The sequence below is a fragment of the Bradyrhizobium sp. genome, from assembly GCF_035309285.1.
Lineage (GTDB): Bacteria > Pseudomonadota > Alphaproteobacteria > Rhizobiales > Xanthobacteraceae > Bradyrhizobium.
Genome location: NZ_DATGFH010000075.1, coordinates 85,291 through 101,672, shown reverse-complemented (window position 1 = coordinate 101,672; position 16,382 = coordinate 85,291). Strand labels below are relative to the sequence as shown.

14 protein-coding genes are annotated in these 16,382 nt (G+C 64.2%); 7 read left to right on the top strand and 7 right to left on the bottom strand.

Annotated features, from left to right (window positions below; genetic code table 11):
* Positions 1–43: 43 nt before the first annotated feature.
* On the bottom strand, positions 44–1,297 hold the full coding sequence (locus VKR55_RS15035; RefSeq protein ID WP_324404688.1) for an ABC transporter substrate-binding protein: 1,254 nt from the start codon (positions 1,295–1,297) through the stop codon (positions 44–46).
* A gap of 656 nt (positions 1,298–1,953) precedes the next feature.
* Here VKR55_RS15035 and VKR55_RS15030 point away from each other — a divergent pair.
* Together VKR55_RS15030 and VKR55_RS15025 are read left to right on the top strand one after the other, a co-directional pair.
* Positions 1,954–2,412: a TIGR03668 family PPOX class F420-dependent oxidoreductase gene (locus VKR55_RS15030; protein WP_324404687.1), complete on the top strand. Its 459-nt coding sequence runs from the start codon at positions 1,954–1,956 to the stop codon at positions 2,410–2,412.
* A gap of 243 nt (positions 2,413–2,655) precedes the next feature.
* Positions 2,656–3,498, top strand: a complete 843-nt coding sequence (locus tag VKR55_RS15025; RefSeq protein WP_324404686.1) for an LLM class F420-dependent oxidoreductase — start codon at positions 2,656–2,658, stop codon at positions 3,496–3,498.
* Positions 3,499–3,518: 20 nt separating this feature from the next.
* Here VKR55_RS15025 and VKR55_RS15020 read toward each other — a convergent pair whose 3' ends face one another.
* Positions 3,519–4,403 carry an LLM class F420-dependent oxidoreductase gene (locus tag VKR55_RS15020; RefSeq protein WP_324404685.1) on the bottom strand — a complete coding sequence of 295 codons (885 nt, stop codon included), beginning with the start codon at positions 4,401–4,403 and terminating at the stop codon, positions 3,519–3,521.
* A gap of 521 nt (positions 4,404–4,924) precedes the next feature.
* Between VKR55_RS15020 and VKR55_RS15015 the strand changes: the two genes are divergently transcribed.
* The 3 genes from VKR55_RS15015 (at position 4,925) to VKR55_RS15005 (ending at position 7,688) form a co-directional block, all read left to right on the top strand.
* Positions 4,925–5,950 (top strand): LLM class flavin-dependent oxidoreductase, encoded by a 1,026-nt coding sequence (locus VKR55_RS15015; protein WP_324404684.1) that lies wholly within the window; start codon positions 4,925–4,927, stop codon positions 5,948–5,950.
* 20 nt (positions 5,951–5,970) lie between these two features.
* Positions 5,971–6,927, top strand: a complete 957-nt coding sequence (locus tag VKR55_RS15010) for an LLM class flavin-dependent oxidoreductase (protein ID WP_324404683.1) — start codon at positions 5,971–5,973, stop codon at positions 6,925–6,927.
* Between the two features lie 299 nt (positions 6,928–7,226).
* Entirely contained in the window at positions 7,227–7,688 is a 462-nt protein-coding gene (locus VKR55_RS15005; RefSeq protein ID WP_324404682.1) for a nitroreductase family deazaflavin-dependent oxidoreductase, read from the top strand.
* A gap of 42 nt (positions 7,689–7,730) precedes the next feature.
* On the opposite strand, the gene VKR55_RS15000 is transcribed toward VKR55_RS15005, so the two are convergent.
* On the bottom strand, positions 7,731–8,684 hold the full coding sequence (locus tag VKR55_RS15000) for an LLM class F420-dependent oxidoreductase (protein ID WP_324404681.1): 954 nt from the start codon (positions 8,682–8,684) through the stop codon (positions 7,731–7,733).
* A gap of 120 nt (positions 8,685–8,804) precedes the next feature.
* Here VKR55_RS15000 and cofH point away from each other — a divergent pair, with 120 nt between their 5' ends.
* Both cofH and VKR55_RS14990 read left to right on the top strand, forming a co-directional pair.
* Positions 8,805–11,171 carry a 5-amino-6-(D-ribitylamino)uracil--L-tyrosine 4-hydroxyphenyl transferase CofH gene (gene cofH, locus VKR55_RS14995; protein WP_324404680.1) on the top strand — a complete coding sequence of 789 codons (2,367 nt, stop codon included), beginning with the start codon at positions 8,805–8,807 and terminating at the stop codon, positions 11,169–11,171.
* A gap of 137 nt (positions 11,172–11,308) precedes the next feature.
* Positions 11,309–12,505 (top strand): formyl-CoA transferase, encoded by a 1,197-nt coding sequence (locus VKR55_RS14990; RefSeq protein ID WP_324404679.1) that lies wholly within the window; start codon positions 11,309–11,311, stop codon positions 12,503–12,505.
* Between the two features lie 23 nt (positions 12,506–12,528).
* On the opposite strand, the gene VKR55_RS14985 is transcribed toward VKR55_RS14990, so the two are convergent.
* From VKR55_RS14985 to cofE, 4 genes are all read right to left on the bottom strand, one after another.
* The gene (locus tag VKR55_RS14985; protein ID WP_324404678.1) at positions 12,529–13,749 is read right to left on the bottom strand and encodes an LLM class flavin-dependent oxidoreductase; all 1,221 of its coding nucleotides are present in this window, start codon (positions 13,747–13,749) and stop codon (positions 12,529–12,531) included.
* A 240-nt stretch (positions 13,750–13,989) separates the two neighbouring features.
* A complete protein-coding gene (gene cofC / locus VKR55_RS14980) occupies positions 13,990–14,667 on the bottom strand; it encodes a 2-phospho-L-lactate guanylyltransferase (protein WP_324404677.1) in 678 nt (225 codons plus the stop codon).
* Positions 14,664–15,614: a 2-phospho-L-lactate transferase gene (cofD, locus tag VKR55_RS14975; protein ID WP_324404676.1), complete on the bottom strand. Its 951-nt coding sequence runs from the start codon at positions 15,612–15,614 to the stop codon at positions 14,664–14,666. The genes cofC and cofD overlap by 4 nt, the downstream gene beginning before the upstream one ends.
* Complete coding sequence (cofE, locus tag VKR55_RS14970) at positions 15,611–16,381, bottom strand: coenzyme F420-0:L-glutamate ligase (protein WP_324404742.1); 771 nt, start codon at positions 16,379–16,381, stop codon at positions 15,611–15,613. The genes cofD and cofE overlap by 4 nt, the downstream gene beginning before the upstream one ends.
* Position 16,382: the final 1 nt, after the last annotated feature.

Here is a 16,382-nt window from a genome sequence, read left to right as displayed (position 1 = left end):
ACGCGAACATCTCCCGCTCGCCGCCGACATGGAGCCCGCGCGACTACCAGCCCTTGTACGGCAGCATCGGCGCTTTTTTCGCGCCCTCCTTCGGCCAGACATCGACATAGTTCTCGCCGTCCTGGAGCTGGATGATACGGCCCGAGGCCAGGATGTTCTGGCCCTTGTCGTCGAACTTGACGCCGTTATAGCCGATCACAAGCTGATCCGCCTTGAGGTCGGTTGCTTTCAGCGCCGCCTGGATCTTCGCAGGCTCGGTCGAGCCGGCGCGGTCGATGGCATCGAGCAGCACGAAGAGACCCTGCATCTCGCGCGCCACCGTGTCGTCCATCTCGACGCCGCTCTTCGTCTTGTACATGTCGGCGATGATCGCGGTCGGCGAGCCGGCAGGCCCAGGGCTAAAGGACGAACGGTTGAAGACGCCTTGCGAAATTTTGCCTGCTGCCTTGATGAAATCGGGGTCGGAATAGCCGCCATCGTCGGCGAGCAGGATGCCGGGCTTGTAGTCCTGGGCCTGCATGGTCTTGGCGAACAGGATCGCGTCCGGGGTATAGGAGATCATCACGACGACGTCGGGCTTCTTCTCCTTGAGCTGCAGCACCTGGCTCTGCACGTCGGTCCCATTCCACCGATAGGCCACGTCAAGCGGAACGCCAAGGCCGTTGTCCTTGAAGGTAGAGGTGATGGCGTTGGCGACCGAGGTGCCGTATTCGGTGTTGTCGTGCACCAGCGCGATGCTGTCAACCTTGGCGCCCTGGGCCTTCATGTCGGTCAGGAAATCCGAGAACACCTTTGCGAAGTCGGAGGCGAGCGGCGTGGTGCGGAAGAACCATTTGAAGCCACGCTCGGTGAGGTTGGCCGCAATCGACTCGCCGTTGACGTAGGGTATGCCGTGCTTCTCGGCGACCGCGCTCGATGTCAGCGTGATCCCGGACTGATAGGCGCCGGTGAGCGCGACCACCTTCTCTTCCGTGATCAGGCGCAGCGTCTGGTTCTGCCCAACCGCGGGGCTGCCCTCGTTGTCGGCGTAGACGATCTCGACCTTTGCGCCGCCGAGGCCGGCGAGGCCTGCGTTCCTGGCGAGTGGCAGATTGCCGAGTTCGGGATGGGCGTTGTTGACGATGTCGAGCACCACATCGAACGCGGCCTTGACATGGGTACCGATCGCCGCGGAGCCGCCACTCATCGGAAACACGGCGCCGATCTTGACGACCTTGTCCTCGGCCAACGCGCTGGTCGCAAGCCCAAGCGCAATCGCGGCTGCGCCAATTAGCCCGAGGATCGTCCTGACTTTCATCCAATGGTCTCCAAGCGCGTCAGTTCTCTCAGACAACCCGATCTGGGCGGCTGCCGTCAGCTTATCCGCCTCCGCGCCCGTCACGCTTGCCAAGGTCGGCAGGGAGCGAGTAGAAGGTCGGCGCGGAGGCCCTGATTTGCGCTTCACAGCGCATCGCAGCCGCCCGGACTATTCCTTAACCAATTGAATTTGTTCGGAAAATCCAATGGGGAATGGTGTAACGGTAGCACAACGATTTCTGGGCTACCTATTTGATTTTCCTCACCTGGTTTTGCAAACCACCCCCAATCCAATCCGGCTAATTCCAGCCACTTCTGGACCGTTTGCAAAACTCGATTTCGGTTTTCGCGTATTGCGTGCTAACTCAGCCCTGATCTACTCGATGCGTTTTGAGAGGCGGACTCGAGGAGGCCTTACGAAGCTGAAGTCGGGGAGCTGGCGCGTTCAGGTCAGGAGGAAAAACGAGCACGTCGCGAACACGTTCATCCGACGGCGCGGTGCCGAAGAGTGGGCAATCGAAATCGAGCGCTCAACCGATCGAGGCGCTCCGATCCGGCGCTCACGGCCCTACGAGCAACCGCGCATCTGTGTGGCGAAGTCGAGCCAAGCCGTGCAGTATCGGCGCGATTGACAGTCATCGCGCGGCGGACCATCACGTGCTGTCAGACCACGAGCGCAGGTTCCTATTGACGCGACGGGTCGGGCATCTTGCCACGGCCGATAGCCGGGCGATTCCGCACGTCGTGCCGGTGTGCTTTACGATTTCGCAAGGCACCCTTTACATCACCATCGACGAGAAGCCGAAGCGCGTGGCTGGACCAGCACTCAAGCGCGTCCGCAATATCGAGCGCAACCCGATGGTCGCTATCGTGGTTGATCGGTACGACGAAGACTGGACCCGGCTTGGCTGGGTGATGTTGCGCGGACGGGCTGAGATCCTGCGCGCCGGGACCGAGCACGATCGCGCGCAGGAGCTGCTGCGGTCTCGGTACCGCCAGTTGGCGGCGATGCAGATCGCCGAAGCGCCCGTCATTGCGGTCCGCCTGGAGCGGGTGACGAGCTGGGGCAACCTGTCCGTGGGCGCTGACGAGGCCGACTATGATGGTCAAGCCTAGAGACTGTTGCGACCGTAATGGCGTAAGTCCCGATCGTTGCACTCCGAGATCCTGTAATCCCGCCCAATGCGCGAAGCTCGACAAGCCGTCGCTGCGATGAGGGCCAGCGTTGCGACAAACAGCCGTACGTCCGCTCATCTCTCTGATAGAGTTGAGAAGGACATTGGTTCGCCCCTTATGAGTACGACCACCACGTGCGGGCGCGTGCGATGGAGCGCTGGCCGCGACCGAGGAGCACTGAACATGCATGTCGGGCTTACGATGTTTCCGACGGACTACTCGATTCCACCGCATGACCTTGCCGTGGCGGCGGAGGCGCGAGGTTACGAGTCATTGTGGTTGCCGGAGCACAGTCACATTCCCACCAGTCGCAAATCGCCGTGGCCCGGCGGCGCTGAGCTGCCGAAGTACTATTACGATAGCTACGATCCGTTCGTCTCGCTAGCTGCTGCCGCCGCGGTGACGAAAACCATCAAGCTTGCGACAGGAATCTGTCTTGTCGTCGAGCGTGATCCAATCCACACCGCCAAGGAGGTATCGACCGTCGACCAGCTTTCCTCGGGCCGGTTCATTTTCGGCGTTGGCGGGGGTTGGAACGAGGAGGAGATGGCCAATCACGGCACTGCGTTTGCAACCCGCTTCAAGCTGATGCGTGAGCGGATCCAGGCGATGAAGCAAATCTGGACGCAGTCGACGGCGGCATTCGACGGCGAATTCGTCAAGTTCGAACCCATGATGCAGTGGCCCAAACCGGTTCAAAAACCTCACCCGCCCATCGTTGTCGGGGGCGCATTCCCCCACGCAGCAAGACGGGCGATCGCCTACGGCGACGGCTGGATTCCGATCGGCGGGCGCGCGCTGGATCCGCTCGAGGTGCTGCCGCAATTCCGTCAAATGGCAAAGGACGCTGGCCGCGATCCCGCGTCGCTCTCCTTCAACGTCTTCGGGGCGCCCCGAGACTTAGAGGTGCTGAAACGCTACCGTGACGCCGGCGTTGATCGGGTCGTCCTGATGCTTCCGCCCAAGCCCCGAGACTCGATTTTGCCCATGCTGGATGAAAGCGCGGCCCTCGTGACGGCGCTCTAAAGAGTCTGATGCGCGTCCTCTCACGCATTCGCGTAAGGCTTGATGATCTCCTCGCCGAAGCGGGCCAGCGTCGTTTCGAGATCGGGCAGGAACGCCGTCACTGGCAGCGCAAGGCGGCCCGCGCCCCGCGCGATGCGCTCCTCGACGGCCGCGCGCGGGTCGGAGCCGGAATTCGGCAGCGCGCCGGGGCAGCCGAGGATCAATTCCACCATCGCCGGATCGCGGCTGGCCTGCTCGGCCGAACGGCGCACGATGTCGAGCAACGGCATGGTGTCCACCCGGGCACCGATCGACGGGAAGAAGCCGTCGCCCAGGCGGCCGGCGCGGCGGGCGGCCGCTTCCGAGTGGCCACCGACGACGATCGGCACCGATTTCGCGATCGGCTTCGGATTGCAGCTGACCTTGTCGAATTTCACAAACTCGCCATTGAAGCTGGCACCGTCGCTGGCCCACAATGCGCGCATGGCCGCAACATACTCATCGGCGCGTTTGCCACGACGCTCGAAAGGAATGCCGAGTGCCTCGAACTCCTCTTTTAGCCAACCGACCCCAATGCCGAGTTCGATCCGGCCGCCGCTGAGATAGTCGAGCGTGGCGACCTCCTTGGCCAGCACCAGCGGGTTGCGCTGCGGCAGGATAATCACGGCCGTCATGAAGCGCAGCCGCGTGGTTGCAGCGGCGACCCATGTCAGCCAGATCAGCGGATCGGGCAGTTTCGTCGATGGACTGCCTGGCAGTCGGCCGCCCGGCGCATAGGGATAGACGCTCTTGTAGTTGTCGGGAAACACGACGTGCTCGACAGCGAACACCGAATCGAAACCGGCCCCCTCCGCCAAGCGCACCAGACGGCGCGCCCCTTCAGGATCGAAGAACGTGTTGTTGCCAAAGTGCAGGGCGAATTTCATGACGGCGGTTCCTTCCTGGATCGCGCAGCGCGTTCGATCGTCGCCTTCCAAACGCTATCATGGCACGCGGCGAGGCTATCGGGGACCCGCCGTTCATGGCAACTTCCCGGCAAGCGCCGATACCTGTTCAAGCGAGGCGCCCCTTCGTATCCTCGAGCCACGGAGGACAACGACGATGAAGCTTGGTCTGACAATCGCTATTCGGGCGCACATCTGGACGTGCCGGCCGCACTCGGGCAGCGCGCTGAAGAGCTGGGTTACGACTCCGTCTGGTCGGTGCGCCGGCGCGCATCCGCGAACGCCACCGCGCCTGGCAGGACAGCGGCGCGGATTCGCTTAGCGTCCGATCGGGCCAGCCCGAGGCCATCGAAGTGATGGCCAGGGCTGCGCGGCTGAACTGAGGCGTGAGCGGGCGAATGGACAACGCGCCAGCAAGCGGGGACACTGCGCGATCACTCCCGGGAGCGCACCACTCCAGTGCCGCTCCACGCAAACATCCTGACCATCGGAGAACAAGCGTCATGCGTCCACCCCTTCGCATCGGCACCGTTTACGATTTCCGCAACACGCCGGACTCGGGCTTGGACATGCCGAGCCTGTACGCCGCGATCATGGACCAGGTGGTCATGCTCGACGAGCTCGGACTCGATCTCGTGTGGTTCACCGAGCACCACTTCCTCGATGACGGCTACCTGCCGTCGTGGGTGCCGATGGCGGGTGCGATAGCTGCGCGTACCAAGCGTGTGCGGCTATCGAGCGATGTCTGCCTACTACCGTTCAACCATCCGGTGCGGCTGGCCGAGGACCTCGCAGTGCTCGACAATATCAGCAACGGCCGCATCGAGGTCGGCGTCGGCATGGGCTATGCGCCGCACGAATTCCGCGGCTTCGGTCTGCCCGTCTCGCGCCGCGTGTCGCTGACGGACGAAGGCATCGAGGTGCTGCGCCATTGCTTCACTGCCGAGAAGTTCAGTTTCCACGGCAAACGCTACGATTTCGACGACGTGGTGATCAGACCGCGCTACGTGCAACCAGGTGGCCCGCCGCTCTGGATCGCTGCGATGTCGGAGCCAGGTGCGCAGCGTGCGGCACGCAATAACAGCAACTTCCTCCCGCAGGGCGCGCGGTCAATGGTGCTCGATCCGTGGCGCGCGACGCTGAAGGCGTCGGGCCGCAACCCAGACAGCTATCGCGTCGGCATTATCCGCTCCTGCCTCGTGACCGATGACGCCGAGCGCGAGTGGCCGGCCGTACGCGCCGCCGAGCGCTATCGCGGCCAAGTTTATCGCAGCTTCAACAAGGACGAAAGCGCGGCCGGCGGCGTTTCAGGCAACACGCGCGAGGCCAGCATCCCGCAGTCATGGGTGGTGGGCAACGTCGAGCACTGCGTCACGGAGCTGATATCCTTCGTGCGCGAATACGGCATCACCGACCTCGTCACCTGGGCAGTGCCGCCAGGTATGCGGCCAGAGCAGATGAACGGCAGTCTCGAACGGTTTGTGCGAGACGTGGCGCCGCGCGTCAAAGCCGCAGCCGCGGCGGCCTAGATCGGAAGGTAGAACGGCGCATGGGTGTCGGGATCGGACTTGGCTGTGCGGAGTTTCCGTTTTCTGGCGCGGCGGCGTACTGGCGCTGGATCGACATGTGCGAGGCCGGTGGCGTGGATTCGATCTGGCAGACTGATCGGATCGTCAGCCGTCAGCCGTTCCTTGAATCAATGACGACGATGGCGGCTTTGGCAGGGCGCACGCGGCGCATGCGTTTCGGCATGAACGTCGTGTCGCTGGCGTTCCGCGACCCCGTGCTGCTGGCTAAGCAGTGCGCCACCATCGACGTGCTGTCGGAGGGCCGCCTACTGCCGGCCTTCGGCATTGGCAGCCCGCTGGCGCCCGAGTGGGAGGCGCTCGGCATAGACACTAAGACGCGCGGTCGCAAGACCGACGAGTGCCTCGAGATCATCCGCCGCCTGTGGCGAGAGGAGTCGGTCGACTTCAGCGGTGCCTTCTACAAACTGAAGGACGCCACAATCGCGCCGACCCCCGTGCAGCCCGACCTGCCGATGTGGATCGGTGGCTCGAGCGACGCAGCAATCCGCCGCACTGCACGCATCGGCACCGGGTGGCTAGCTGGCGGCGACCCGCCGGCTGAGGCCGGCCGCGTCGTGGCCGCGATCAAGGTCGCCGCCACCGAAGCCGACCGATCAATCGACGAAGATCATTATGGCGCCGGCTTCGCGTTCCACTTCGGCAGCCGAGACGCGCCCGGCATCGGCAGAGCGATGGATGCCTACGCCAAGCGCACCGAACGCGACGCCACTCATGCATTCGTGGTCGGCGACGCCGACGCGATCCTCGCGCGCGTCGCCGAATATGTCGACGCCGGCGTGTCGAAGTTCATTTTGCGGCCACTAGGTGGCGATGACGATGCCATCCTGGCCCAGACCCGTCTGCTAATCGAGAAGGTATTGCCGCGCGCGGAGGCGCGGTGGCCGAGACCTCCAAAGGTCACCACGACCGATAGATAGCGACACGAATTTCATCGCCGGCCACCTGGTCCGCGAGCGACGCCACGAGGGGCAGAACGATCTGCATCGGCGCGGCCATTTTTTTCACCGACTACTCGACGTCGCCAACCGAATTTGCGTGGGCGCTGGAGGAGCGCGGCTTCGATTCGCTCTGGGTGCCCGCGACTGCCGCTTCGACTTATCCATCGCAACACAACAATGTCGCCACTCTCTAAGCGCCAAATCGGCTTGCTTTTGAATCCGGAATTGGCCGATCCGGCGCCCGATGGTATGTCTCTGAAGCTTCGAAGGAGGGCACGATGGCTGAAGCGAAACTCGCTCCGAACCTACCGGACTGGATGGTCGAGCACGCGAACCGCTATCTTGCTAGCGGCGGAACCGACGGACACCTGTATAAGGTAACCGTGCCCCAGCGAGGTGAGATCACAGCGCCGGCGCTGCTGCTGACCACCATCGGCCGCAAGTCTGGCGATAAGTTCATATTCCCGCTGTTTTACGGAACGGACGGCGACAGTTATTTCGTAATCGCCTCAAAGGGAGGCGCACCCCAGCACCCCGGGTGGTATCGCAACATTCTCGCGAACCCGGAGGTCGAAGTACAAGTTGGGACCAAGAAGATGAGCGCGCGGGCCAGGACAACGGCGGGCGAGGAACGCCTCCGACTTTGGAAAAAGGCGCTCGAATTTTGGCCGCCCTACGCCGACTATCAACTCAAGACCGAGCGCGAAATACCGGTGGTCGTGCTGGATCCAGCCCATTAGGGTCCGTGTCGACGGCGAGCTCCCCGCTTCCGGGAATCGCTCCTAGACGAGCGGCAAGACCTCGGCCCTGAATTTCTGCATAGCCGTGAGGACTTCATCGGCTGTCGAACCGCCGAATCCGAAATCGATGCAGCCGACACCAATGTCGCGCAGCGCCCTGATGTCAGCGGCGACGAGCGCCGGCGGACCGGCGAGCAGACGGTGTTCGCCGTCACCGGCCTGCGGTGGCGCGGTCTCTCCGAACACCGTGCAGCGCAAGCTCAGGCCAACCGACTTCGGATCGCGACCCGCTTCGGCGGTCATCTTGCGCAGGCGATCCACCTGGGTCTTGAAACGCGTCAGGCTATCGAGCGGATTCTGCGGGTTGGTACCGATAGGGTACCAAGCATCGCCGATACGGGCAGCCCGCCGCAGCGCCGGACCGCTCTCACCTCCGACCCAGATCGGCGGATGCGGCTTCTGCACGGGCTTCGGCTCGAAGCGGATATTGGAGAATCGGACATGCTTACCGTCAAACTTCGGCGCATCCTTCGTCCAGAGTTCAACGAAGGCGCGCACATATTCGTCGGTCACTGTTCCCCGCACATCGAAGTCCGGCGCGTCGATGGCCTCGAACTCCTCGCGCATCCACCCCGCACCGATACCGAGCGTCAGCCGGCCACCCGAGAGAACGTCGATGGTCGAGAGAATCTTGGCGGTCAGCACGGCTGGTCGATGCGGCACCACCATGACAGATGTCACGAGACGCAGGCGCGTCGTTTTCGCGGCGATCCAGGCGATCTCCGTCAGCTGTTCGTGCCGCTCGCCGCGGGCGCCGCTGGGGAACTCCCCGGAGGCGCTATAGGGATATTCGGCCGCGATCGCGGTCGGAATCACGACGTGGTCGCTGAACGTCGCGTAGTCGAAGCCCATCGCCTCGCCGCCAACGACGATCTTCGTAAGATTATTCGAGGTCGACAGGGGTCCGGCGGTCGGTGCGTTGAAGCCGATCAGCATTTGGTGCGTCCTTCCTTGCATTGCATCGCTCGCGTCGATAGGTCAGCATGCGCCGCTAGCGGGTGGCGGCAAAGAGGTCCGCGACGACATGCGGCACTCTGAGGGCGGAGACGATGGATCATGAGGGCGGCCAGTAGACAGGCGACGCGGAAGCGGTTCGATGCGCCGCTGGCCGAACTGATAGCAGAAGCCGCGGCCTTACGCGATTCCGCGCATGGCCGCCTGATCTCCTACTCGCGCAAGGTCTTCATTCCGCTCACCAAACTCTGCCGGGACGTCTGTCACTACTGCACGTTCGCGCAAGTGCCGCGCGCGGGCAAGCCCGTCTACCTCTCACCCGACGAGGTGCTCGCCATCGCGCGCACTGGCGCGGCCGCAGGTTGCACCGAAGCGCTGTTCACGCTGGGCGACAAGCCGGAGCTGCGATACCAGGCCGCGCGCGACGCATTGAAGGCGCTCGGCCATGAAACGACGATCTCCTATCTCACAGCGATGTGCGCGCTTGTGCTGCGCGAGACCGGATTGCTGCCGCATGCCAATCCGGGCGTGATGACCCGCCAGGAGATTGCCGGCCTGCGCGAGGTGACGGCCAGCCAGGGCATCATGCTGGAGTCAGCCAGCGAGCGGCTCTGCGGGCAGGGCGGCGTTCATTACGGTTCTCCCGACAAACATCCTGCGGTCAGGCTGGAGACCCTTCGTCTGGCCGGAGAACTGAAGGTTCCTTTCACGACCGGCATCCTGATCGGCATCGGCGAGACACGCGACGAGCGGATCGACGCGCTGGGGGCGATCCGGGATCTGCACGCCACCCATGGTCATATCCAGGAAGTCATCGTCCAGAACTTCCGGGCCAAGCCCGACACCAAGCTCGCCAGATCCGAGGAACCCGATCTCGACGACCTGCTGTGGACCATCGCGACGGCGCGTCTGGTTCTCGGGCCCGGCATGAATATCCAGGCGCCGCCAAATCTATCGCTCGGAGTCTATCAAAAGCTGATCGACGCCGGGCTCAACGACTGGGGCGGCATCTCGCCGGTCACGCCCGATCACGTGAACCCCGAAGCGCCGTGGCCTGCCATTGCCGAACTCGCACGCAAGAGCGCGGACGCCGGCAAGCTGCTGGTGAACCGTCTGCCCGTCTACCCCTCCTACGTGCGCGTCGCCGATACGTGGCTGGCTCCCGACATAGCCACCCGCGTGCGGCGCATGAGCGACGCTGAAGGCTTCGCGCGCGGCGACGACTGGGCATCGGGCAACACCAAACCGCCACCGGCGCCGCTGGTGCTCGCCCGCGCCGTCGACGCCGGTATCGCGAGAATCGTCGAGCGTGCCACATCAGGCGAACGGCTCGCCTCGGACGACATCGTGCGCCTGTTCGCGGCTCGCGACGCCGACTACCGGCACGTCACGCAGGCGGCCGACGCGCTGCGACGCGCGGTCAGCGGCGACGTCGTGCGTTACGTCGTGAACCGCAACATCAATTACACAAACATCTGCTACTTCCGATGCAAGTTCTGCGCCTTCTCGAAAGGCCGCACGCATGAGGATCTGCGCGGCTCACCTTATGATCTCGCCATCGAGGAAATTACGCGTCGCTCGATTGAGGCGTGGGATCGCGGCGCGACGGAAGTCTGCCTGCAAGGCGGCATCCATCCCGACTACACCGGCGCCACGTACGAAGCGATCTGCCGGGCGATCAAGGCGGTCCTTCCCAAGATGCACATCCACGCCTTCTCGGCTCTGGAGGTGACACAAGGTGCGGCCACACTCGGACTACCGATCCACGAGTTCCTCGCGAAGCTGAAGGAGGCCGGTCTCGGCACCCTGCCCGGAACGGCGGCCGAAATCCTCGACGATGAAGTGCGCGCCATCATCTGCCCCGACAAGATCAACACCGGGCAATGGCTCGACGTGCAGCGCGCCGCCCACCGGGCGGGACTACGTACCACCTCGACCATCATGTATGGGCACGTCGAAACGTCGGATTCGTGGGCGAGACATCTCCTCGCGCTGCGCGACTTGCAGGCCGAAACCGGCGGCTTCACCGAGTTCGTGCCGCTTCCCTTCGTCCACATGGAAGCGCCGATGTACCGCCTCGGCATGGCGCGCCCCGGCCCGACGTTCCGCGAAGCCGTGATCATGCATTCAGTGGGGCGGCTGGCCCTGCATCCGCTGATCCCCAACATCCAGACGTCCTGGGTGAAAATGGGGCCGGCGGGCGCCGCAGTCTGCCTGAAGTCCGGCGCCAACGATCTCGGTGGCACGCTGATGAACGAGAGCATCTCGCGCGCCGCCGGCACCCAGCACGGCCAGGAGTTTCCGCCTCTCGACATGGAAGCGCTGATCCGCTCGATTGGCCGCGAACCGATGCAACGCGACACTCTCTATCGGCCGGTGCCGGAAGATCGTCGCGCGGCATCGATGATCGCGGCCGATCTGGAGCCGGTTGTGCTCACACCGCCGCGCAAGAAGGCGGCGGCCGGTTAGAGCATGGTCCGGAAAAGTGTGGAGCGGTCGCGAGAGCTATAACGGACCGTCATGGCACTCCCCATCGATTACTCTAGCCCAATCCGCCCTAACCGCTGATACTTGATCATCCCATTCCCTCCATCCGGAGCGCGACCATGGACAAGGCCTTGTCAGGCATCCGCATCATCGACATGACGCACAACCAGGCGGGGCCCGCCTGCACGCAGATTCTCGGCTTCCTCGGTGCCGACGTGATCAAGCTCGAGGAGCCGAATGGCGGCGACATTGCGCGGGTGAATATGCGCGACAAGAAGAACAGTGACAGCCTGTTCTTCCTGATCCTCAACGCCAACAAGCGCAGCCTGACGCTCAATCTCAAGACCGACGCCGGTAAGGATCTGTTCCGGAAGGTCATCGCCCAGTCGGACGTGCTGGTGGAGAATTTCGGCCCCGGAGCGCTCGATCGCCTCGGGTTCGGCTACACAGCGCTGTCCAAGATCAACCCGCGGCTCATTTACGCCACCATCAAGGGCTTCGGCACCTACGGGCCCTACAGCGGATTCAAAAGCTTCGAGCCGGTCGCACAGGCCATGGGCGGGGCGATGAGTGTCACCGGCTTCCCCGAAAATCCGCCGACCTATCTCTATCCGGCGATCGGGGATTCCGGCACCGGCATGCACATGGCGATCGGCATTCTGGCCGCGCTGCAGCAGCGCCATGCGACCGGCCGCGGCCAGCAGGTCGAGGTGTCCATGCAGGACGCGGTCGTCAACCTGGTGCGGGTGAGCCTGCGCGACCACCAGCGCTTCGGCCATCCGATGCCGCGCCAGGGTAATCAGCTCGGGCGCAACGTGCCCGGCACGACCTACCCCTGCGCGCCGGGCGGCCCGAATGACTACGTCTTCCTCTACGCGCAGCAGCAGATGTGGCCGGCGGCGGCGAAGGTGCTGGGGCAGCCGGAGTTGACCGAGGACGCGCGCTTCAAGACTGTGGAAGCGCGCTGGGATCATCGGACAGAACTCAATGCCATCGTCGAGGCGTGGACGCGCCAGCGCAGCAAGCACGAAGTCATGCGCCTGATGGGGGATGCGGGCGTTCCCTGCGGCGCCTGCCAGGACACCGGCGAGGTGCTGGCCGATCCGCATCTCAAGGCGCGCGAGATGATCGTCGACGTGGACTACCCGACCCGCGGCACCTATCAGACGGTCGGCTGCCCGATCAAATTGTCGGATTCACCCGTCGCGGTCAGTCGTCCGCCGCTGCTGGGCGAGCACACAGACGCGCTGCTTGAATCTCTGTGCGGGGTCGAGCCTGATGAAGCGAAACGCCTGCGCCAGGAGGGGGTTGTCTAGCGCGGCGCGCCGCCTGCGCTGTACTACTCCGCCGCTGCGGGGACCTTGGCCGGGCGGAAGGAGGGTATGACCTCCTTCGCGAATCGATCCAGGTCTTCGAGCTGGACCTCGAGGGGGGTCCCAAGCGGCGTGGCGCACACCACCCGGTCGACGCCCGGATAGCGCTTCTCAACGGCCTTCAATTGCTCGATGATGTCGGCGGGCGTACCGGTCAGGAAGCCGCCGGCCTTCACTGCGTCCTCGATGCCCGGCAATTTCGTCGTGGCGGCGAGCCGTGGATCGCGCATCGCTGCGATCTGCTCGTCGGTCAGCGCCCGCACGAGGCGCAACTCGCCAAACATTTTCATGTTCTCCTCGTAATGTTTGGCCGCCTCCCTCATACCCTCCTCGCGGCTCTTCGCGATGTGAAACTGGAAGCCCAGCGCAAGCCGCTCGCCGAGCGCGAGTTGGATGCCGCGGCGCGCATAGGCGGCCTGGAAGCCGATCATGTGCCGCTCGACGGCGCCGCCCTCCGCAGAGCCGCCGCCGATGATGCCGCACATGCGGTGCTTGGCCATGAAGTCGAAGGCCCGCTCCGAGCCGCTCTGGATCGGCTGCCAGCATTCGACCGGCAGGCGCTCCGGCGCCGGCACCAGCGTGATCTCCTTGAGCGTATAGCCGCGATACGGCACCTCCGGCGGGATCGTATAGTACTTACCCTTGTGCGAGAACGGCTTGCCCTCGAACGCCTTGAACAGGATATCAACGCCTTCCTCGAACAATTCGCGGTTGGCGTTCTGGTCGAGCAGCGGCGCGCCGAACGTCTCGACCTCGCGGGTGTGATAGCCGCGCGCGACGCCGAAGATCACCCGGCCACCGGTCAGGATGTCGGCCATCGCATAGTCTTCCGCGAGGCGCAGCGGGTGCCACATCGGCACGACATTGAAGCCGCAGCCGATGCGCAGGTTCTTCGTCACCCCGCACACGTGCATCGCCATCATCAAAAGATTCGGGATCAGCTCCGTGCCTTCCGGCTGGAAATGGTGCTCGGCCATCCAGAACGTGTCGTAGCCGCGCTCATCCATCCACTTGGCATACTCGACGACCTTGTGCAGCGCACCGCCCAATTCCGCTTTCGAATAGCGGCGCTCGTTGATCGGGGTTCCGGCGTAGCCCAGATTCTCCATGTCGACCGTGCCGTAATAGGAGCTGTCGAATTTCGTGATCATCGTGTTGCCCTCGCAGATGCCGGCGTCGACTGTCACCTGCGTCGGCGGTTTCGTCTAACGGAACTCTCACGCTGCTGGCCATCGTAAGGCCGCAAGCATACGCGCGCCTTCTTGGATGTAAACATCACTGATGAGGGACGCGCATGCCCGTTTCCACGCGTGGCTCTTAGCGGACATGGCCGGCCTGCGCATCCAATTTCCGCTTACAGGGGCGGAGCGGACAACGCAGAAGCTTCAAGATGGATTCATGACTACACGCCTCAATCCCGTCGCGCTTTAACCGATACCCCGCCCGGCCAACAGCGCAGGCACGCCAAGTTCGTCGAGCAGCGTGCGGGTACGAGTGCCGGCTGACTGCGGCATGCGCAGGAAAAGCGCCAGATCGACCGGATGGTCGATATCCATTGCGATTCCGGGCTGACGGATCACAGTCGGCTCAATGCCCCGAAGACGCGCAGCTTCAAGGTGTGGAAAGTAGCTGTTATCGCCGAAGCGAAGCGGCACCGATTCCGGCGGCGAGCAGACGACGGCATTGGATCCGAGATCGTCATGCGCCGGCGAGATCGTGAAAGAGGGCGCTGCGAGATGCGCCGATAACACCGCGTCTATTTCGCCGGCGCGGGCCGCCGGAATGTCTCCGGGCACCGTGATCATGCCGCCACGCCCTTCGCGCGCGAGAATCCGGCGGCCGGCATTCACGCTGCCGGTTTGTCCGTCTCGCGCGCCCTCGGTCATGATCCGCGCACCAAGCTTTTCGCCAAGAGTCTTCGCGTGTAGATCGAGCGTGACGATCATCACGCCGGCCAGAAGCCGGCAGCCGGCAACGGCGTCGAGCACGTCCGCCAGCATGGTCTCGGCGAGAAGACGGCGCTCTGGCGGCGACAGCAGGCCCGACAGCCGATGCTTGGCGCCATTGAACTCCTTGACCGGAATGATCGCCCAGATGTCATTCATCGCCGCGAGGCCAGTGCGTCCGCCGCCTCGAGCGTCACGCGCGCCAGCGTCGTCCGGTCATGCAGGCTCTTCATCAGGGTTCTGGCGATCGTGACCCGCGCGCCGACGTTGCCGATCCCATTGGCGTCGGCGTGGTCGACGACATAGCCGTCGAGCAGGTCGCCGTAGCGCGCGGCGACGCTGGCGGCACTGGCCTCGAGGCCGAGCTCGCGCATCATCTTCGCGGTCGGGCCCTTGACAGCCCGCCCGCTGATGATTGGCGACACCGCGACAACCGGCGCGCGGCTCGCGTTGATCGCATCGCGCATGCCGGGGATCGCCAGGATCGGCTCGACGCTGATGAAGGGATTGGACGGACAGATGATCACGGCTCGCACCTCGCCCGAGCGCAGCGCCGCCACGATGTCGGCTTGTGGCCGGGCCAGCCTTGCGCCCTCGAAAGCCAGCTCATGGACAATCGGCCGGCACTGCTGGCGCACGAAGTAGTCCTGGAAGTCGATCCAGCCCGTCTCGCCGCGCACTCGGGTGCGCACGCGGTCGTCGCTCATCGGCACCACACGGGCACCGATGCCGAGGCGCCGGCAAATGTCTGATGTCACCTCGGACAGTGTCTGGCCCAAGCGCAGGCGACGCGTGCGCTCGACATGCAGGGCGAGATCGCGATCTCCGAGCCGAAACCAGTCCTCGCCGCCGAGCGCGCCGATGCTGTCCATGAACGACCAAGTCTCGTCACGCCGGCCCCACCCGGTGACGGGATTGTCGATGCCCGCGAGAGCGTAGACCAGCGTATCGATATCGGGCGAAATGCTCAGTCCAAGATGCTCGAAGTCATCGCCGGTGTTGGCGACCACGAGCAGTTCGTCGCCCGGCAAGACGAGGCTCAGACCGAGCGCCAGTTTGGCCCCGCCTACCCCACCGGACAGCGCCACGACAAGTCGTTTGCTCATCGGAACATATCCTCGGCGGCTGGGCGCACCAGCTCGGACGCACCATTGTCGGGACCGTGCCATGTCAGACCGCGCACGATCACGACAGGCTGGCCTTCGGCACCCTGCCCCATCACGAGCGACGCTGCAGCGGCGATCTCATCCGCATGCCCGGTGATGCTGACCTGAAGCTTGCGGCCGAACAGATCGAGCGAGCCACGTAGATCCATCAGCGACGGGAGGCCGGCGGCTCCAATCGCAACACCGCAGGTGCCGCGCCGCCAAGCACGGCCGAAACTGTCGCTAATGATCACCGCCGCTGGCACGCCGAACCTTAGCGACAGGCGCCGCCTCAACATCTCTGCGCTTCCGTCGGGATCGACCGGCAGTAGCAGGGCTCGCTGGGGGTCATCGGGCGAGGCCACGTTGGACTGGTCGATACCTGCATTGGCCATCACGAAGCCCAGCCGGTGCTCGACGATCAGGACGCCGGGCCTTGCCCGCACGACGCGCACCGACTCCGACAGGATCAGTTCGACCAGGCGCGGATCCTTCTGGACGTTGCCGGCGAGTTCAATCGCTTCGGCCGAGGGTTCGACAGTCGCGAGATCGACCATGCGACCTTCGGCCTTGGAGACGATCTTCTGCGTCAGCACGAAGACATCGCCGCCACGTGGCACGATATCACCGCGCGCCAGCCCATCGCCGATCAAGGCGACGAGATCGTCGTCCTTATGCACCAGCGGAATGCCTGGGATGGCGAGGATCTCGAGGGCGTTGCTGCGCATC